Origin of the sequence: Bacillus sp. PK3_68 (assembly GCF_003600835.1) — a bacterium.
GTDB lineage: Bacteria > Bacillota > Bacilli > Bacillales > Domibacillaceae > Pseudobacillus.
On record NZ_NQYC01000001.1, the window covers coordinates 45,210 to 65,099 of the forward strand.

The following is a 19,890-nucleotide window of genomic DNA, read 5'->3' on the forward strand; positions in this document are numbered from 1 at the left end:
ATAAGTATATTGTAAGAGAAAAAAGTGTTAAATGTAAGAGTGAAATTGCACTTTTTGCATAAATACTGGAAATTGAGAGCAGGAAAAGTAAGAGAAAAGTCCTTTTAAATGAAAAAACTATCCTTTGACAATGGAAAGAGCAAAACAATTAGAATGACACGATAAATGGATTAAGCTGCCTTATGTCGGTAGAAGAGCTTTCTTTGCGTCTTTTTCAAAGCTGCTTGTTGGCATTGATAAGCATTTTGTAAGAAAAGAATAGTAGGATGAGGACCATCCGATGTTCTGTATGTTTCTTATTCCTGTACAGCACTAGAAGTATGTATGATTATATGAAGGAGAGGACAATAAAAAATGAGAGTTTTAATAGATAAAAAAGAAAAAAGACAATGTCTACAACAGACAAGTATGAAAAAGCATGAAAAAACGAAATACATGGCTAGCTGTCCTCTGCTTTATCGTCGTTTTGATAGGGCTTCGTTTGTCCTGGCTTTATATCTATAATGACCCTAGTATGCCAAAGGCAGAAAAAGGAATAATAGATGCGGCAAAAGTAGACCTATCAAAAAAACCTATGCAGTTAAAGGGAGAGTGGCTTTTTTATCCAGAGCAGTTGCTCGCACCTGATAGTTTGTCAGAGCAAAAGAAAAAAGCTGTACAGGTCCCGATTCCCTCTGATTGGAAAGAATGGATTCAGGACAAGCAGAAACATCCATACGGGTATGGCACCTTTCAATTGTCAATTTTAACGGATCAAAATAAGCAGGAAACATACAGAATTCGATTTATGGGCATCCAATCTGCTGCTCGTATTTTTGTGAACGGTCAGTTAATAAAAGAAATGGGCAATCTCGGTACAAATAGAGTGAGCTCCCATCCAGAAAACAGCTCTTTTTCTGTGAATGTCAAGCCGAAAAACAGCAAGATTGATCTAGTGGTTCAAGTATCTAATTTTCACTATCTACGGTCAGGCGGCATTTCACGCCCAGTGTATTTCGGGACAACAGAGGCTGTCAGACATCATGAGCAAATCTCTATGTCTATGCAGCTGATCACTGCAGCTGTTCTTTTTTTTCATGGAATTTACTTAGTTATTCTATACATGTTCGTTTTTAAGAAGAAAAATTTGCTTTTGCTTGCAACAGCTGTATTTTGCATGTGTTTTTCCATACTAATTGATGATGATCAACTGCTCCGATTTGCTATTCCAATGGATATTGCTTTTGAAGCAAGATTAAAACTTGCGTATCTATTGTATTTTGGCGCGGTCGTTTGCAGTTTTAGTTTCTTGAAAACACTGGTACCGGATCAGTTCAATAGAACCTTCCGTTTGTTTCAGTTATTTACAGCTATTTATCTTATTGCTTTGATTATTTTTCCCTATCAGGAGTTTTATTATTTCAGATCGGTTATTTATAGTTTTATTACTCTTGGACTCGCGTTTCTTGTTCCAGTTCTTTTCTATAAAGTAGCTTCTCGCAAGGAACCGTACACGATTTATCTTGTTTTTACCGTGGTGGCTGTTTCGTCCAGTGCATTAGGGGGAGCGGTAAAACAATTTTTTAAGGGGATCGCTGTACCATTCTATCCGTTTGATTTACTAATTGGCACTGTTTGTTTTGCTCTCTTTTGGTTTAAGAGATTTTATTATACAGCTGAAGAAAAAACACAATTGAATGCAAAATTGCAACGTGCAGATAAAATGAAAGATGATTTTCTGGCGAATACTTCTCATGAGCTGCGCAACCCGCTTCATGCGATGATCAATATTGCTCAGTCACTATTAAGTGACCCGCTGTCTGAGGAAACGAAAAGGCAGGTGCAGATGATAGAGTCAGTTGCCCGAAAAATGTCCTATACGTTACAGGACTTAACAGATATCTCAGCGCTGAAAGAAGGCCATGTTCCTTTATCCAAGCAGCCAGTCGATCTTTACAGTATTGTTGAGTATGTGTTTGACCTGTTGGCATTTTCAAAAGAGGGGAAGCATGTGGTATTTACCAACGATGTGCCAAAGGCTTTTCCATTGGTGGTTGCAGATGAGAATAGAATGGCACAAGTTATGTTCAACCTTATTCAAAATGCGTTGAAATTTACTGAAGAAGGGATGATTTCTGTCTCTGCATTGGAGAAGGAGGGACAGGCAGTGATCTCTGTTCAAGATACTGGAATAGGGATGGACGAAGAAACACAAAAACGGATTTTCCAGCCATATGAACAGGCTGATTCGAGCATGACTGCTGCAGGAGGCGGCATGGGGCTGGGCTTAAGTATTTGTGCGCAGCTAGTTGAGCTGCACGGAGGAACACTGTTTGTGATCTCTTCTCCAGGAGAAGGGTCCACTTTTACCTTTTCTCTTCCGATTAGCAGGAAAAAAAGAGAGCGGATCGAGGAACCATTAAAGCAAGACAAACTGCCTGATTTGGTGGCGGCATCATTTGCTCGAGAAGAAACTGAGTCGATTCTGGTGATTGATGATGACCCAATTAACCTCTCTGTATTAAAGAGAATATTGGCACAAGCCGGCTATGTGGTGACAACTTGCTTAAATGGAGAAGAGGCGCTCTCACACCTGCATGATCAAAGATGGAGTTTAATCATCTCGGATGTCATGATGCCTCGAATGTCAGGCTATGAATTAACCTCTCAAGTAAGGAAAAAGTTCTCGATGTCAGAGCTTCCGATTCTACTATTGACAGCACGGGGGAAAACGGAAGATATCGAAGCCGGCTTTCAGGCAGGAGCAAATGATTATATTTTAAAACCGGTGGAGAAGGCGGAGCTCATGGCAAGGGTTTCAGCGCTTCTTCAGTTAAAGCAATCAATGCACAAGCAGGCTCGTACAGAGGCAGCTTTGCTTCAAGCACAGATGCAGCCTCATTTTTTATACAACACTCTTAACACAATCGTGGCGCTGAGTGAAATTGATCATGATGAAATGGCCAAGTTATTGCATGAATTCGGGAACTATTTACAGAAGAGCTTTGACCGGGGCAACATGCAGGAAACGGTGACGATGGAATCAGAGCTGAACCTTGTCCAATCTTATCTATATATTGAGCGTCAGCGCTTCGGTGAACGTCTGTCCATTTGCTGGGAAGTAGAGGACGACAGCTTGCAGGCACTTGTTCCTCCGCTGTCCATCCAAACACTAGTGGAGAATGCGGTGAGACATGGAAGGTCTGAGCAGACTAACCCGTTGGTTGTTTCTTTAATTGTGAAAAGAGTAGAAGATCATATACAAGTGGTCATTAAGGATAACGGTTGTGGGATGAAGAGCGAGAAAATAAAATTGATATTAGAAGATCCTGAACAAGGAGGCATCGGTCTCTATAATACGAATAAGCGTCTTATTCAGCTGTACGGGCAAGGACTAACTATTCAAAGCGCTATAGGAAAAGGAACAAAAGTGGCTTTTTCTCTTCCTATCCCATCAAGTGGAAACCACGATGCCCATCTATAAACGGGAAGGCTAGCTAGAATGCTTGATTCTTCTTTATTTGACCTTCGTCTCTGGATGAATCTCCCTTCAAAATTTAAACGTATCATGATTTCGCCCTATCGATAACATAAAATGGATAGGGCGCTTTATCTATGACTGGTTAAGCGAACCTCATTTTACTAAATTATTTTTTCGCTCGTGAAGAGAAGAGACATCAAACATATGAGACAGCTAATTTTTAGTAAAGAAGAGCGCTTTAAATATCTATGAAAGGCAACAGGTTTTTAGACAGCCTGTCTAAAAGAGGGGGATAGGGAAAGTAAAAGAGACGTAATAAGAGAGAGTCAAAAAGCGTGTTAGGAAGTCCTGGATTTCATTATTTGAATTTTATAAAATTAAGCTTGTTACTTGCTTGGAAAGAAATAGCTATCTTATAGTCTGGCGAATGGTGGGAAGGCATTTACTCTGTAAAAAGCAAGGGGAGAAGAAAGTATGCATTGGAAAGTTAAGTTAGACCAATGGATGAGCTACATCCAATTGGATGATACGTTAAAAAGTCAACTACAGGTCATTCAAGAAGATGAAAAATTACTTGAGGACAGTTTTTATAAAGAACTAGAGTTTGGAACAGGCGGTATGCGTGGTGAGATGGGGCCGGGAACGAATCGAATGAACATTTACACTGTCCGAAAAGCAGCAGAAGGCTTGGCGCAATATGTGTTGAGTCAGGGAAAAGAAGCTGTGCTTCGCGGAGTAGTTATCGCTTACGATTCTCGGCACTTGTCAGCTGAATTTGCCCTGGAGACTGCAAAAACAATGGGCAGGCATGGTATTCGGACATATATGTTCGGAGAATTGCATCCCACACCTCTATTGTCATTCGCAGTAAGGTACTTACATGCTTATGCTGGCGTAATGATTACAGCGAGCCATAATCCACCAGAGTACAATGGGTTGAAAATATATGCTGAAGATGGCAGTCAAATATCGCCGGCGATGGCTGATGAAATTATTGACTATGTGAAGAAGGCAGGAAGCGAACTGACCGTTGAAACAGCTTCTGAACAAGAGCTAATAGAAAAGGACCTGCTTACTTATATAGGCCATTCAATCGATCAGGCTTATATTCGTGCGTTAAATTCGATTAGGTATAATCAGGCAGAAACTAATAAGGAGGTATCAATTGTTTTTACACCGTTACACGGAGCGGGTAATAAGCCGGTCAGAGCGGCGTTGCAGGCGTTTGGTTTTGAAAATGTAAGGATCGTAAAAGAGCAAGAGCTGCCCCACCCGGATTTTCCAACCGTCGTCTCTCCTAATCCTGAAGAGCATGAGGCGTTTAAAATGGCCATTTGCTACGGGGAAGAAAGAAATGCTGATATTTTAATAGGAACAGATCCTGACGCCGATCGTCTCGGAGTAGCCGTAAAAAGCCGCGAGGGAAAATATATCGTTCTAACGGGCAATCAAATAGGTGCGCTAATGCTGCATTACCTGCTTGCACAGAAAAAGCGGAGCGGTACGCTGCCTGAAAATGGGGTGATAATGAAAACAATTGTTACCTCTGAGATTGGTAGGGAAATTGCGGCTGCTTTTGGCATTTTAACAGTGGATACGCTGACGGGATTCAAATTTATTGGTGAAAAGATGAAAGAATTTGAGCAGTCTGGAGAGCACACATTTTTATTCGGATATGAAGAAAGCTACGGCTATCTAATTGGGGATTTTGTACGCGATAAAGATGCAGTGCAAGCGGCAGTATGTATAGCAGAAGTGGCGGCTGATTATAAAAGGAAGGGCAAGTCATTGTATGAAGGATTAATGGAGCTCTTTGAAACATATGGGTTCTATCAAGAGTCACTTCGCTCACTGACGCTGAAAGGAAAAGAGGGAGCAGAGAAAATTGCTGCGATTATGGAGAAGTTTCGGACGGAGCCGCTAGAGGAACTCAACGGGATAGCAGTCATTGAACTAGCGGACTATCAAACAGGGGAGTACATAAATAAGAAAACAGGTTTAATAAGGCCAACTGGTTTACCAAAATCAAATGTGCTGAAACTTAAATTGGCAGACCATTCATGGGTGTGCATACGGCCTTCAGGCACTGAGCCGAAGGTGAAAATCTATTTTGGCGTTAAAGGCAAGTCGATACCTGATAGCCAAGAAAAGCTGGCAGGTATCGAGAAAGAAATGATGAGTATCCTTCATCATTTAGTAAGAGTATAGAGAACTGAAAACGGCAAAGACTAGTATATAAAGCAGAGTAACCGCCAGCACCTTTATGGAGTGCTGGCTTATTTTTTTAGAAAAGCAAAGGGAGATGAATTCATGTTATATCTTGTCCTTGTAGATACAGCAATGATTTGCCAATTAAAATAAGCAGCTCATTGGGAACAAGCCTTCTGTTAGCTACAAAGGGCAACGAAAATAGCTTGTAAAGTGCACCAATATAGACCGGATGAAATAAAATAAATAGACAGACAGTGTTTAGTCCTGAAAAAGGATGGAGGAACGAAATTGGTGCAAATAGAGAAAATATATTCGGAAGATTTTAAAGGAGCTAACCACTCCTTGCAAATACAAAATGCGATTGAATTTGCCAGGCAAAACAATACAAAAACTGTCCTGCTTGCAGATAAGTCTTACAACATCACTGCTCCTATAATCGTTAGAGAAGGAGTAAGACTGGAATTTGGGCATGGAACAACCTTCGTCGTTTATGGAAACTTTCCAGTAATAGAGTTGGAGAGAAACGCCGTGCTTACAGGAGCATACATTGCTATTGACGATGCAGCTTTTAATTCGGACGTGATTCGTTTAGATGGTAAACACAAATATTATAATGTCTGGAATCGGACTAAAATTGAAGAATTAAATGTAATTAACTGGTCGGGTAGCCATAAAGGAACAGGAATATCCTTATTTTCAGGCGGCAGTGGACATGAAATTTCTTATGTTAATTTTGAAAATGTGAAAATAGCGGGCATGGCTACTGGTATGAAATTGAAAGCGCAAAAGCCGGCAACGGGCATGGCCTGGGTAAATGCTAACCGGTTTACCAATGCCTCATTGGATGATTGTGTGACCATGATCCACATGGAGAGCGGATTAACCGTCCCTAATGAGTGCAGTGGCAACCAATGGACAAATTTGCAAATACAGCCTTCAACAGCTACCCAAAAGATTGCAAGAATTACTGGACAGTATAATAGACTTGAAGGAATGGTGTGGGATTTAGCCTCTATTCCCCATAAAAATCCGATTATAGACTTGACTGCCGCATCAGACGCAACGGATATTCTTATCCCGTCGATCCCGCTAAACCGGATTAGCGATAATGGCACAAATAATAAAATTGGCAGATAAAGAGCAAGTGGGTCGTCAGTGTAAGAAGCTGATCAGAAAAATATAAGAACGTCATGAGATGATAAGGAAACTAGAAAGAAGGAATGTAGTTTCCTTCTTTTTATGTCGTTTCATCAATTTTCCAGCTAGCTAACTGTCTGTATTAACAGCCTTTTCTACTGAGGGCTGGTTGCTTTTTTCTCCGAAGCGGTTCAGATGCAATTAAATCATCTAGAGTGGTTTCAAGAGCCAAGGCAATTTGGGAAAGAATGCGCAGGGACGGATTGGTCATGGCTTTACTCTCCAACGTTGATAAATAGGATTTTGAAATATGAGCTTCATTAGCAAGTTTTGTCAGTGAATATCCTTTTTCCTCACGCAATTGTTTAATACGCCTACCTATCATGTTAGAATTCTCCTTTTTTGGTTTTTGTTCATTATAACGCATAATTGAATATTTTTAGGTTATTTTTTCGCCTAAAATTAAAAAAATGTTCTTTATAAAGAATAAACAGGTCTAATTACCTATTATTTATTGCGGAGGCACATGGTATACTCACATCAAGGTTGTTCTCTAAAAAGAACAAACGGGTGAAAAGATAGTCAGATATCCCAATTAAAGGTTTATTATCTATCGATGGGAGAGGAAGAAGAGAATGAGAGTGTTAGTTACAGGCGGAGCTGGATTTATTGGTTCACATATTACAGAGGAATTACTGGCGCAAGATCACCAAGTAGCAGTGGTTGACAATCTTTCCTCTGGGAAGAGAGAGCAAGTCCCTGCAGCAGCTGTATTTTATGAAGGAGACGTTAGAAAAAAAGAATTAGAGGAATTTTACTCGGATTTTCAGCCAGACTGTGTCATTCATTTAGCTGCACAGGTCTCAGTTGCTAAGTCTTTTCTAGAGCCGCTCAACGATATTGAAGAAAATATTGTTGGTACTGTGAATATGCTTGAAACGTGCGTAAAGTATGGCGTAAAAAAAGTGATTTTTTCTTCCACTGCTGCTTTATACGGCAATCCTGATTACTTGCCGGTTGATGAACGCCATCAGGTGAATCCCCTCTCTTTTTATGGATTATCAAAAAAGCATGCGGAGGCCTACATAAGGTTGTTTTCAGAGCTGCATGGATTAACGTATACGATTTTGCGTTATGCCAATGTATATGGCATGAGACAGAGTGCCAATGGAGAGGCAGGAGTGATCTCTATTTTTATTGAAAAACTTTTAAACAGCCAGCCGCTGACTGTGCTCGGAGACGGAAACCAGACGAGAGATTTTATTTTTGTTAAAGACGTGGCCAAAGCCAATGTCGCTGCGCTCACTCATGGTGAAAATGAGATTATCAACATCAGCACAGGAAAGCAAACATCAGTATTAGATATGGTAAAAGAAATGAATGAAATCGCTGGGAATGTTTCTTCTCTTATTTTTAGTGAAGAACGGACAGGAGATATTAAGGCGAGTTGTTTAACAAATAAAAAAGCAGAAACTGTGCTTGGGTGGAAGCCGGCTTATTCATTGGCAGAAGGGTTAAAAGAAACGATTTATTATTACCAGAAAGAGATGGTCATACAGAGCTGACGGAAGGAAGGAGAAGCTGTTATGCAGGAGGATATGACTATAAAGGGGTTTTTAAATTTAATCAAGAAAAGAATGATTTTGATCAGTGTAACTGCAGTGATCGTAGTAGTAGTCACTGGTTGGGCTGTCTTTTATATTTTTGAACCGACGTATGAAGCAAGTGAATATATTTTGATTGGTAATCTGCAAAATACAAATACAGAAAATTCTTATGAGGAAACACAAAAAATTCCACAAATGCTAGCGTCCTCTGTGGACTTTATAAAAAGTCCGATTGTTTTAAGCGCAGTAAAAGAAGAGCTTGATTTGAGAGGAACCTCATTAGAGGAAAAGCTGTTTATTGAAAACAATAAAGATTCTCAAATCGTTACTATAACGGTAAAAGACCGGGATGAAAAACTGGCACGAAATATTGCCAAAACTACAGCAGTCATATCACTTGAGAAAATGAACACGCTTCTCAAGTTCAACCAAGTGAAAATTTTGGAAAAAAACGATGGGATTATCAAGAAAAATAATGAAGTAGCAGCCCTGGCGATTGCCCTTATAACTGGACTATTATCGGGGATTGGTCTAGCTGTTATTCGTGAGCAATTGGATGACTCAGTGAAAAAAGAAGACGACGTGGAGAATTTACTTGGCATGCCGCTGTTAGGGAAGTTTGATAGCAAGATAGAATTCCGGAAAAGCAGCAAAGAAAAACGCCCTTACGAAGAATATGATCCAGAGAGGAGGCAATTGGTTGCTAAAGAGAAGGAAAAACAGGTGGATCAGGCGACTTCCATCTCCTGACAAGTGGTTGAGTACAGAGCAGATCCGAATGATGAAAATGAATATTCAACATGCGGTTAAACATGAAAATCTAGTTTTAATGGTGACCTCTCCAGAAGAAAATAGAAGGCAGCCGTTTATTTCTTCAAAGCTGGCCAGTTCGTTTGCAGAAGCAGGGAAAAAAGTGCTGCTGGTTGACGTGAATTTCAGAAAGCCAGTGATTCACCAGTTGTTTGGTTTCCGAAATGCTTCGGGTTTGAGCAATTTATTAAGGGGAGAAAAAGGAAAGGTCATGGAAGGAATTGTTCAAAATCTAGATATACTTTCTGCTGGATCTTTCTCCATCCATCTTGAAAGCTTAGAGAGAATAGAGCAGTTAATAACTGTTTGGCAGCGCTGCTACGACGTCATTGTCCTAGATACACCGGCGTTTTTGGATGCAGCTGACTCTCAAATCCTTTCATCTGCCTGCGATGGTGTGCTTCTTGTCATTCAAGAAAATCGAACAAAAGAAGCCAATGCTTTGCAAGTGAAAAAGATACTGGAAAGAACAAACAATAACCTTTTAGGGGCAATTTATCAAACAAGTTGAAGTTATGCAGGTGATGATGAATGGATAGCAGAAAAAAAAACTCCATTGGTAAAAATGTATTTCACTTATTTTATAGTACCGCTTTTTCGAGTGGGTTGAACGCTGTTACACTTGTCATTTTAGCAAACTATTTGAATTCTCACAGTTATGGAATGTTCAGCATCGCCTTAGCATACTCACTAATTATGGGTTACTGTACAGATGCTGGGATCAGCGTAGCAGTGCTTCGCGAAGGGGCAAAGAAAGGGATTAGCCTCCCAGCTGTTCTTTCTTCCTTTATCAAAATCAGAGCTGTGTTATTGGGAATTACATTTGCGGGCGGCTTCGGTCTGATTCAACTGTTGTATCAAGGGCAGCCAGAGTTAATGAAAACGATGTATTTCTTGATCGTGCCCATGGTGATAGGTTTAGCTTTACAGAGCATTAGCATCACCTATTTTCAACTTACGGAAGAGATGCAATATTTAGGAGTAATCCGTATTTGTTCAGCCGTGCTGCTCGTCACTTCTATTTTGGCAGGCATAACCTTGTCGTTGCACCCATACGCCATTTGTTTTTTGTATGGTTTATCTTATTTATTAGCAGGAGTGATAGGAATTTACCTGATCGGAAAGCGGACGGCGATCCGGTTTCACTATGCTTTTCATAAAGGGATGTTGAAGAATGTGCTGTCCTTCATGATAAGTGGTTTATTAATTGTCCTCCTTCCACAGCTAGGGCCAGTTGTGCTGGAGAAAACATTAACGCTCAAGCAGGTGGGATTTTTTGCTGTTGCTTACCGGATTCCTTCGGCTTTATATCAAATTCCAGGGGTATTGGCGGGCGCATTTTATCCGGCGTTATTTAAAAGCTATAACAGCAAAGGAAAGATCGAGCATTTGCAGTTAAATATGTTGCAGCTAAAAATGATGGCACTGCTAGGTATGGCGATGACGATTTCTTTATTTTACATACCGGAAATCATCATTGGCACATTGTTTGGGGAAGAGTGGTTATTCGCTGCGAAAGCTTTGCAAATATTGTCTTTTCTGCTTGTCTTGCAAAGCGTCAATATAGCGTTGGCTGATGGATTAACGACGAAAGCTTTGCAGTCTCGGCGAACAACTGTCCAGGCGCTGTCTCTTGTCGGAGGGATTTATTTTTATATGGCTTTTAGCCATCAATATGGAGTGGAAGGCGCTGCTTTTGCAGGGGTCGCTGTCGAGCTGCTGTCTTTAGCAGGCTATTGGCTCTTGAATCCGGACAGAAAAGCTTTAGCGGTTAAAGTATTGCTTCCTTATTTATTGTTCTTTCTTGCTTTTTTTGCAGTTACGAGTTCTTTCTTTTCGGCTTCTCCTATGCTTGCTGCTGTTCTTCACTTGTTATCCCTTCTAGTGATCATAGCAGTTGATCGGGGCTTAATGCGCAAATTAATGAAGATTATTCGTAAAGACCAGAGCGAAGAGGCGGTAAAGCGAGGGATAAAAGATGGGATTTCTTAAGTCTACTAATCAAAAGCAGCGTCACGCCAGTCTGTTTTTACTGCTTTTTTTCTTTATGTTAAGTAAATATAACCTATATATTGGCTTTGCTTTAAAGCCTTACATGGTCTTTTTATGTGTATATTTACTTTTTCATTTTTCTGTTTTCTCTTTTCAGAAAATGCATGCTTTCGAAATCATGCTGTTATTATTCTATTTATTCTACAGTTTTACCGGCATTTTTTCCGCTTATCCTTTTGCCAGTATTCGTATTATGGCAGGAATTTTCTTACTGATCAGCTGTTATTTCATTTTAAGGTTCGTTTTAGAGAAATATTCAATTAATGCAATACAAGAGGCCATTGCCAAGTCAGGTTTATTGTTTAATATGGTAAGTCTTCTGTTATATGCCATAGGATTAAAAAAAGTGGGATTCCAAGTATCGGAAGAGATGATTTCCAGTTACGGGCTCCTTATGGACAGAAGCTATCCGCGACTGATCGGCTTGCTAGAAGATCCGAATCTGTATGTTTTTTATAATATGATTTTCTTTACATACTTTCTGAGCAATATGACTAGCTGGAGAAATAAAGCGGGGTTTGCTCTCTGCATGCTCACGACGGTCTTAACCTTTTCAAGAGGCGGCATATTATCTATGCTCCTGATTATTTTGCTTTACACAGCAATCAGCCATTCTGCTGCAAGATGGCGGACACTCGGTACATTGGGCATCATTTCTATCGCGGCAGGTTACATAGCCGTAGTTGTCATGAAGATTAATATTGTGGGGCTGATCGGAAAAAGAATAGAAGACTTTTCAAGTGATGGGGGAAGCGGGCGCTTTGAATTGTGGAGTCGGGCGTGGAACTACTTTCTTGAACATCCTGTTGTTGGAATAGGGGCCGATAATTTTATTGAATATAACAAAGCGCATTATGGAGAGAGTTTATACACGCACAATACCTTTTTGCAAATATTATCGGAATCGGGTCTAATAGGGTTTTCTTTATACTTTCTATTTCTTCTTTTGGTGTTCATTCAACTCATGAATCGCCATTTAAGGAGAGAGCATTTATATTTGCTTTTATGTTTTGTAGCATTTTTACTGCAGATCATGTCTCTTTCTTTGATTATTAATGAAGTATTTCTTCTATATCTTGCTGTTCTTTCAACCGTTTTGCGAAAGGAAGAAAGGGTGCGGCTTACAAAGCAGCAGAAAGTGAAGGATCGTCAACTCACTGCCAAGGAGGTCTATGGAAATGAATGTGCTGTTAATGACAGATAAGCTAATAACAGGCGGAGCCGAACATTACTTTTGTAAATTGGAGAACCAATTGAACCATCCAAAACTGGTCTTTTATACAGCGGCAGGCAAGGGGGAACTATTCGGGAAAATCAGTAATAAAGAGCATTTTACGCCTCTGTCTCGCAGCAATCATCTTCTTAATCTGTTGACCATTAAAAGAAAAGTGCTGGAACATGATATTGACATTATTCATGCAAATAGTTTAAGAATGGCCCTTTATGCTATAGCAATGAAGAGGTTAATTAAAAAGGGAATAAAGATCGTTTATACCAAGCATAACGTGACAATGATGGAAAAAAATCTTCGTCCGCTCTTTGCTCAGCTGTTAAACAGGCATATAACAAAAATTATTACAGTGAGCGGCTATGAGCAGGAGAATCTTTTGCAGCTTGGTATCCAGCCAAGCAAGATAACAACGATCTACAATGGAGTAGATTTAAGCCAATTCACGTATCATCAAAAAGAAAGAAAGAACGGATTTAAAGTTGGGATTTTGGCAAGGCTGTCTCCGGAGAAAAACCATACATTATTTCTGGAAATTGCGAGAAAGTTGAAAAATGATCCGGATATACAATTTTATATAGGTGGAGAGGGGCCGGAATATGTAAGAATCAGCCAAATGATTGAAGAGTGGGGCCTTACTCGCCATGTGCATATGAGGGGGGAAGTGAAAGATCCGGAGAATTTTATTAAAGAGATGGATGTACTCGTTTTAACCTCTCATCGTGAAGTGTTTCCATTGGTTGTTCTCGAAGGAATGGCTGTCGGAACACCGATAGTTTCAGTGAACACAGGCGGAATTAAAGAAGCTATTATCAGCTCTGAGCTTGGTTATCTTGTACCGGACTATTCAGCAGAAAGTTTTTGTGAACATATCGTGTCACTCAAAGAAAATCAGCAGTTAAGAGTAGGAATAGCTAGGCGTGCTCGTGAATGGGTACAGAAGAATTTTTCTTTAGAAAAAATGGTCAGCTCTACCATGAAAGAGTATTTAAATGAAAAATAAAAGGAGTTTTATTGTTTGGATGTTCTTTATAAAGAACAAAATTACAGATAGAAAGAGGGGTTGGAATGAGCAGGGGGAGTGAAGGGCGGATTGGCAAAATGTCTCTTGCTGTATTGGATATTTCATTCATCCATTTAGGTTATCTAACTGTCTACTGGCTGTCGAATGAGTCGGCTGTTCCTTTTCATTATGTGCAGGCAGCTCCTTGGGTTTCAGCCATAGCCTTTATTATTTTTTATTTATTTGGTTTTTATATGGATTGGCAAAGAAAAAGCTTTCAGCAGATGGCTTGCACGATTTTATTATCACTCGGAATAGTAGCGGTCTTAATAACCATCGCTAATATTGTTTATCCGATGGCAACGTTTTCCACACAATTGATTTTAACTGCTTCGTTGATACACGCTGTTTCAATTCTATTGAGCCGTCTTATTATTTGGCAGGTAATAAGAATGGTTCACGGAAGAAAACGGTTGTTAATCATCGCAGAAGATGAAAAAAACGGCTTATCTTTAGCTGATAAACTACTTTCCCATCACAAAGGATGGTTTATTGTCAGTAAACTTGTCACCTTAAAAGAAAAAGACAAATTAACAGATTGTTTGAAAGAGATCGACGTCGTATTAATCAGTGATTCCATCAATGGAAAGCAAAGAAGTGAGCTGATTAATCTCTGCGCCAAGCAAGAGAAAGAAGTGTTGGTTGTACCCCAGCTCTTTGAAATATTTATTCACGGGTCAGTTCATCAGCAAGTGGATGATATGTTAGTCCTGTCTATTCCTCCTACAAAGCTTAGTGGAGCGAGACGTGCAGTGAAACGGACTTTCGATTTTGTGGTAGCAGCTATCCTTCTTGTAGCTGTTAGTCCGGTGACTATTTGTTTGTGGGTGCTTATCCCGCTTACATCAAAAGGACCTGCTTTGTTTAAGCAGGAACGGCTTGGAAGGAATGGAAAGCCCTATCAAATTTATAAGTTTAGGAGCATGGTCCAAAATGCAGAAAAAGATACCGGTCCCGTATTGGCAACAGAACGTGATCCCCGAATCACAGCGATTGGCAGATTGATTCGGGCTACACGGCTCGATGAATTGCCTCAATTATACAACGTGCTTAAAGGGGAAATGAGCCTGGTGGGGCCGCGTCCGGAAAGAAAGTTTTTTTACGATCAATTCCAGCAATATTTGCCTGAATATTCAAATAGAATGACTGTGAAGCCTGGATTGACCGGGCTGGCACAAGTCATGGCCAATTATACGACTGCTCCTGAAGATAAGCTACGGTTTGATTTAATGTATATTCGCCATTATTCCTTTGGAAATGACATCAAAATTTTATTCCAAACCATCTGGGTTATCTTCCAGAAAAACAAAGCTGAAGGAGTAGTAGAAACAAACTCTCAGAAGAAAAAGAGATTATTGCAGCTGCTCAGTCAAAATCAGGCTGCCGGCCAGTAAAGGAGAATATATAGCATGAAGATCTTATTCATTACCCATCGAATGCCAAAGGTTCCGGGAAAAGGAGATCAGGTTAGAGCTTTTCAACAAATGAAAAGCCTGGTGAAGAAAGGCCATACAGTTCACTTTTTATTCCAGGAGAAAGACGAGGCACATTGGTGCTGTGCTTCTTCTTTGATAGAAGGAAGCGGCAAAGAGAAACAGAAAATGAAAGTGAAAAATAAGACTCTTTCAATCATTAGAAGCTTTCTTCTGAAAGGCTATCCCTTAAGTGTGTCGCTCCATTCTTTTCCGGTATTGAAAGCTTTCCTTACAAGCATTACAAGCCAGGTTCACTATGACGTCATCCATATTCAATCGAAAGTTCTCCATAATTTTTCTTCATTGAATATTCCCAATTCAACAATGGTAGTGGATTACATAGATGCCATCAGTCTTAATCTAGAAAGGCGATACCATTGGGCGAAGAACCCGCTTGAGAAATTAGCGGTTAAAGGGGAGTTGGGCCGGATGAAAAAATATGAAAGCTTTATAAGAGATCAAGGTGTAAAAACCATTATTACTTCCCCGGCTGACAAAGAATTTCTTCATTCAAGGCGGGCCAAACAAGTGAACGTGGTGCCTAATTATATTGATTTATCCTACTTCCACTTGAACCATTCAATTGAGGATAAAAAGAAAGCCTTGGTATTCACAGGGACAATGAATTATGCCCCAAATGTCGATGCAGCCATGAGGCTTGTGAAGGATATTTACCTTCCTTTAAGAGAAAAATTTTCTGATTTGGAATGCTGGCTTGTTGGAGCCTATCCTTCAGCAGATGTACAGAAACTGAGCAAAATCAGCGGTGTAATGGTTACTGGATTTGTAGAGGATATTAGACCGTGGCAATGGAAAGCGGCAGTATACGTTTGTCCTCTTCGCTTTGGAGCGGGGCAGCAAAATAAGATATTGGAGGCAGCTGCTTTAGGGTGTTCCATCGTGATGAGCAACATTACAAATTCCGGCATTGGCTTCACACACAATGAAGAAGCACTGATCTGTGAACAGAATAAAGAATTTGTAGAGCATACTGAACAGTTGCTGATTAATAGAGAGCTGGCAGCCAAATTAGCCGGGCGGGCTAGAGAATTTGTAGCCCACCGTTTTTCAGAGGAGGTTGTGACGGACCGATTGATTTCCACTTATACAAAAGCAGATAACTATTAAAAAACGGAACGGGGGAACGATGAATGCAGCTAATCTTATTATCCGGTGGGTCGGGAAAACGCTTATGGCCCTTATCAAACGATTCGAGATCAAAACAATTTTTACAGGTGCTTGCTAATGAAGACGGCCATATGGAGTCGATGGTGCAAAGAGTATGGCGGCAGCTTGGCCACTTGGGTTTACAGCAATCAACCATGATTGCTACAAGCAAATCTCAAGTAGATATGATACAAAGTCAATTAGGTTCGCATGTGCCGCTTATTACTGAACCGGAGAGAAGAGACACATTTTCCGCTATTGCTTTAGCAGCTGTATATTTGTATTGCATAAAGGGGGTTAGCTTACAAGAAGTAATTGGTGTACTTCCCGTTGATCCATTTGTTGAGGACCGTTTTTTCCATGAAGTGGAACGGCTGGAAGAAACATTGATAACTTCTGAGGCAGACCTTGCTTTAATAGGTGTAAAGCCGACATTCCCTTCAGAAAAGTATGGTTACATTTTACCTAAAATTGAGGACAATCAACGGGCTTATATGGAAGTAAGCCATTTTAAAGAAAAGCCGTCTGCATTACAAGCAGCTGGCTTAATAGAACAGCACGCTTTATGGAACGCAGGAGTTTTTGCATTTAAGCTTGAATACATTTTATCTATCCTTGAAGAAAAGGGCTTGCCTATCCATTACGAGGAGTTATACAAACAGTATTCGCTTCTGCCAAAAAAGTCATTTGATTATGAAGTCGTTGAAAAAACAAAAAAAATAGTAACGGTTCCTTATAACGGTTATTGGAAAGATCTTGGAACGTGGAATACACTAACAGAAGAAATGTGCACAAATCAAATGGGCGATGGAGTAATTAGTCAAGATTGCACAAATACTCATATGATTAATGAGCTGGGAATACCAGTTACTGTAGTCGGTGTGACGGATCTTATCATTGCAGCGAGTCCCGACGGTATTCTCGTATCGGATAAAAATAAAAGCCCGAGGGTTAAGACATTGCTTGATGGAATTCAGAAGCGGCCAATGTATGAGGAGAGACGCTGGGGTTGGTATCGCGTGCTCGATTATACGAAAGTGGAGGACGAAGCGGAGGTATTAACCAAGCGGGTTTGCATAAAAGCTACCAAGAATTTAAGTTATCAAAAGCATCGTTTTCGCAGTGAAGTCTGGACAATTATTAAAGGAAAAGGAGAATTTGCTTTAAATGGCTTAATTTATTCTGTGAAAGCGGGAGATGTGCTTCATATTCCAGTTGGAGCAGAACATGGGTTGAAGGCAATCACAGATTTGGAATTTATCGAAGTGCAATCAGGTTCTAATTTAGTAGAAGAGGACATATGCCGCATTTACATGGACTGGTATGAAGTCGTGCAGCATTGCAATAAAGTAGTAAGTTGAATAAGAAGGCAAAATTGATGCTAAAGAAGAATATGCACATTAGATGGCTGCCTATTATTTTTCTATTTGGAGCAGTGAGTTCCTATTTGCTGATAGGTTTGCGGGGGTGGGGAGAGCCCGACCTTGAACAGACGAATCGTGCATCCCGGGAACAAGTTGTAGAAGTAGAAGATTTTACAACAGATGAAAGAGGAACAGCAGACGATTATTCAAAGGCGATTCAACAGGCCATTGATTTTTGTGTTACATACAAAAAGAAAAAGTAATGTTTAGAGCAAACAAAAAGTATGTCGTCCAGTCAGGCTTTACTGTCAAAGAAGGCGTGAAACTGGAGTTTGGCCAAAATTCTATATTGGTGGTTAAGGGAAATGAGCGTGTGATAACCGTTGAGAAGGATGCCGTCATTATAAATGGAACCGTGCAAATCGTAGATCCTGATTTTCAGTCGGAAGTTATTTTTTTAAAAGGCACGGACCGCTTCGATGCCACAAATAGGACCCGTATTGAAAACATGGCGATTATCAACAAAAGTGAAAGTTACAAAGGAACGGGTCTTTCTCTTTATGCTAAGGGTCCGTGGCACAACATTAGCTTTGTTCATTTTGAAAATATTTCTATAGTGGGCTTCCAAACAGGCATTCAACTAAAAGCCGAAAATCCTAAAGATGAGACTTACAGTTGGATTAATGCCAATCGTTTTGAAAATGTGTCATTGGATGATTGTGTTTTTGGCATCCGGTTAGTAGGTTCAATCAGCATTCCAAATGAGTGCTCAGGCAATTATTTTACAGGGCTGCAAGTACAACTGACCGAACATACAGAGCAATTCATAAAGGCGGATGGTTCATATAATAAATTTGAGGGCATGGTTTGGGATGTGCAGCGTATCAGGCATTCTGCGCCGCTCGTAGTGCTTACAGCTGAAACAGAAAATAATCAATTAGATCTAAATATAGCAGATGAATGGATCAACGATCGTGGTCAGAAAAATAGTTACTGAGAAAAAAAGTGTCTGTTTATTCCGTCGAAAGAAGTGATAAAATGTTTTACTAAAACTAATGCAAACAACTCAATCCAGGTGCTAAAATTTAAGTAGAATAAAACTTTTCTTTTTCTTGCAAAGGCGAATATCAAATCATAGAAAAAGGCAAACTTATTGAAAAATAAGGACGCAAAGCTTCAGGTCTAAGGGGAAATAAGCTATGACGGCTGGGCTGCCGATATTCTAGGAGGATTTTCTTATGAAAGAAGACCAAGTCTCAGTGGACAGGGAATGGATTGTTTTAATAAAAGAAGCAAAAGAGCTAGGAATCTCTCTTCAGGAAGTGAGGGATTTTTTGAAAAGCGGCCGGTTTAAAGGGACAAGTTTTACCCTTGCCTGAAGACGACTCTAATGGGGGACATTCCGGTGAAGCGTCAGATCTAAATAAGCAGAAAATAGTTGAATAGAGCCCTAATAAAAACTACAGCATTACGAAAGAAGTTTGACATGAGGGATCAATTGCCTATCATTATTTCTGAATTTTCTGCTTGTTTGTCAAAGGAAGGCAAGTGAAAAAGCCCCGTTAAAAGAGAACTTATTTATCGGGACTATTAGACTTCTGCCATTTTTGAAACTCAAGAAATTGTTTAAACTGTTCTTTGCTGATCCCGGATTCCATTGCTTCTTTGGCCAGTTCGAGCCATTCAGTATCAATTTCTTCGATAGGATTGTCACCTTCGTCTATTAATTTCTCTACACTCACATTTAATACCGCGGCAACTTTATGCAGAAATTGAATAGAAGGATTTAATTGTATTTGGCGTTCCACTGAAGAGACGTATGATTTTGCTACTCCGGCTCTATTTGCCAATTCAGTCAACGAAAGTCCTTTAGACATTCTAAGCTCACGGATTCTTTCCCCTATAGACATTATGATCACCCTTAAAATATGCTGAAAACCGAATTATACAGATTTATTTTAACATGATACCGCTTAAAAGAACAAAGCCCTTATTAAAAGTAATGGAGCATTTATGATCAGCTACAGCAGGACTGGGCTGAAATTACACAAAAACATGAGAGAAGCGACTCACTCATATTGTTTTCACAACGTACTATCTTCTTATCTGATGTTCATCGGTAAAGGAGCATTTATATGTGAAAAGATGTGTTTGTCAACAGACTGAAACCTTTTGACAGTCAAGGGAAGAACGGCAGTAAATAGCTTGAATGGCTTCTCACATAGGTGAGGGGCTTTTCTTTATGACTAAAAAAGAGTTTGCTGGTAGCTCTCTAGCTCGTACAATCAATTGGACCTATCTTTGCCACAGGTTAAG

17 protein-coding genes and 1 riboswitch are annotated in these 19,890 nt (G+C 39.9%); of the genes, 15 read left to right on the forward strand and 2 right to left on the reverse strand.

Going from position 1 to position 19,890, the window contains the following annotated elements; genetic code table 11:
- The first annotated feature begins 418 nt into the window (after positions 1 to 418).
- The 3 genes from CJ483_RS00230 (at position 419) to CJ483_RS00240 (ending at position 6,808) form a co-directional block, all read left to right on the forward strand.
- Positions 419 to 3,463 carry an ATP-binding protein gene (locus CJ483_RS00230; protein WP_120030848.1) on the forward strand — a complete coding sequence of 1,015 codons (3,045 nt, stop codon included), beginning with the start codon at positions 419 to 421 and terminating at the stop codon, positions 3,461 to 3,463.
- Positions 3,464 to 3,934: 471 nt separating this feature from the next.
- On the forward strand, positions 3,935 to 5,668 hold the full coding sequence (locus tag CJ483_RS00235) for a phospho-sugar mutase (RefSeq protein WP_120030850.1): 1,734 nt from the start codon (positions 3,935 to 3,937) through the stop codon (positions 5,666 to 5,668).
- Between the two features lie 246 nt (positions 5,669 to 5,914).
- Positions 5,915 to 6,808 carry a hypothetical protein gene (locus CJ483_RS00240; RefSeq protein WP_406909510.1) on the forward strand — a complete coding sequence of 298 codons (894 nt, stop codon included), beginning with the start codon at positions 5,915 to 5,917 and terminating at the stop codon, positions 6,806 to 6,808.
- Positions 6,809 to 6,950: 142 nt separating this feature from the next.
- On the opposite strand, the gene CJ483_RS00245 is transcribed toward CJ483_RS00240, so the two are convergent.
- A complete protein-coding gene (locus CJ483_RS00245) occupies positions 6,951 to 7,193 on the reverse strand; it encodes a helix-turn-helix domain-containing protein (RefSeq protein WP_120030854.1) in 243 nt (80 codons plus the stop codon).
- 250 nt (positions 7,194 to 7,443) lie between these two features.
- Between CJ483_RS00245 and CJ483_RS00250 the strand changes: the two genes are divergently transcribed.
- The 12 genes from CJ483_RS00250 to CJ483_RS00305 all read left to right on the forward strand — a co-directional run bounded on the left by CJ483_RS00250 (position 7,444) and on the right by CJ483_RS00305 (position 18,953).
- Positions 7,444 to 8,373, forward strand: a complete 930-nt coding sequence (locus CJ483_RS00250; protein WP_120030856.1) for an NAD-dependent epimerase/dehydratase family protein — start codon at positions 7,444 to 7,446, stop codon at positions 8,371 to 8,373.
- 21 nt (positions 8,374 to 8,394) lie between these two features.
- Complete coding sequence (locus tag CJ483_RS00255) at positions 8,395 to 9,165, forward strand: YveK family protein (RefSeq protein ID WP_120030858.1); 771 nt, start codon at positions 8,395 to 8,397, stop codon at positions 9,163 to 9,165.
- Between the two features lie 28 nt (positions 9,166 to 9,193).
- On the forward strand, positions 9,194 to 9,736 hold the full coding sequence (locus tag CJ483_RS00260) for a CpsD/CapB family tyrosine-protein kinase (RefSeq protein ID WP_182916912.1): 543 nt from the start codon (positions 9,194 to 9,196) through the stop codon (positions 9,734 to 9,736).
- Positions 9,737 to 9,756: 20 nt separating this feature from the next.
- Complete coding sequence (locus CJ483_RS00265; protein ID WP_120030863.1) at positions 9,757 to 11,217, forward strand: oligosaccharide flippase family protein; 1,461 nt, start codon at positions 9,757 to 9,759, stop codon at positions 11,215 to 11,217.
- Positions 11,204 to 12,481 (forward strand): O-antigen ligase family protein, encoded by a 1,278-nt coding sequence (locus CJ483_RS00270; RefSeq protein WP_120030865.1) that lies wholly within the window; start codon positions 11,204 to 11,206, stop codon positions 12,479 to 12,481. The genes CJ483_RS00265 and CJ483_RS00270 overlap by 14 nt, the downstream gene beginning before the upstream one ends.
- Entirely contained in the window at positions 12,456 to 13,508 is a 1,053-nt protein-coding gene (locus tag CJ483_RS00275; protein WP_120030867.1) for a glycosyltransferase family 4 protein, read from the forward strand. Before CJ483_RS00270 ends, CJ483_RS00275 begins: the two co-directional genes overlap by 26 nt.
- A gap of 65 nt (positions 13,509 to 13,573) precedes the next feature.
- On the forward strand, positions 13,574 to 14,962 hold the full coding sequence (locus tag CJ483_RS00280) for a sugar transferase (protein ID WP_120030869.1): 1,389 nt from the start codon (positions 13,574 to 13,576) through the stop codon (positions 14,960 to 14,962).
- 15 nt (positions 14,963 to 14,977) lie between these two features.
- Positions 14,978 to 16,171 carry a glycosyltransferase gene (locus tag CJ483_RS00285; protein WP_120030872.1) on the forward strand — a complete coding sequence of 398 codons (1,194 nt, stop codon included), beginning with the start codon at positions 14,978 to 14,980 and terminating at the stop codon, positions 16,169 to 16,171.
- Positions 16,172 to 16,194: 23 nt separating this feature from the next.
- Positions 16,195 to 17,571 carry a sugar phosphate nucleotidyltransferase gene (locus CJ483_RS00290; protein ID WP_120030874.1) on the forward strand — a complete coding sequence of 459 codons (1,377 nt, stop codon included), beginning with the start codon at positions 16,195 to 16,197 and terminating at the stop codon, positions 17,569 to 17,571.
- Positions 17,572 to 17,588: 17 nt separating this feature from the next.
- Entirely contained in the window at positions 17,589 to 17,837 is a 249-nt protein-coding gene (locus CJ483_RS00295; protein WP_120030876.1) for a hypothetical protein, read from the forward strand.
- Positions 17,837 to 18,571, forward strand: a complete 735-nt coding sequence (locus CJ483_RS00300) for a hypothetical protein (protein ID WP_120030878.1) — start codon at positions 17,837 to 17,839, stop codon at positions 18,569 to 18,571. The genes CJ483_RS00295 and CJ483_RS00300 overlap by 1 nt, the downstream gene beginning before the upstream one ends.
- 136 nt (positions 18,572 to 18,707) lie before the next feature.
- A riboswitch (cyclic di-GMP riboswitch) is annotated at positions 18,708 to 18,793 on the forward strand.
- Between the two features lie 19 nt (positions 18,794 to 18,812).
- Positions 18,813 to 18,953 (forward strand): anti-repressor SinI family protein, encoded by a 141-nt coding sequence (locus CJ483_RS00305; RefSeq protein WP_120030880.1) that lies wholly within the window; start codon positions 18,813 to 18,815, stop codon positions 18,951 to 18,953.
- A 195-nt stretch (positions 18,954 to 19,148) separates the two neighbouring features.
- Here the strand turns inward: CJ483_RS00305 and CJ483_RS00310 are convergent, their stop codons facing one another.
- Positions 19,149 to 19,484 carry a helix-turn-helix domain-containing protein gene (locus CJ483_RS00310; RefSeq protein ID WP_120030882.1) on the reverse strand — a complete coding sequence of 112 codons (336 nt, stop codon included), beginning with the start codon at positions 19,482 to 19,484 and terminating at the stop codon, positions 19,149 to 19,151.
- Positions 19,485 to 19,890: the final 406 nt, after the last annotated feature.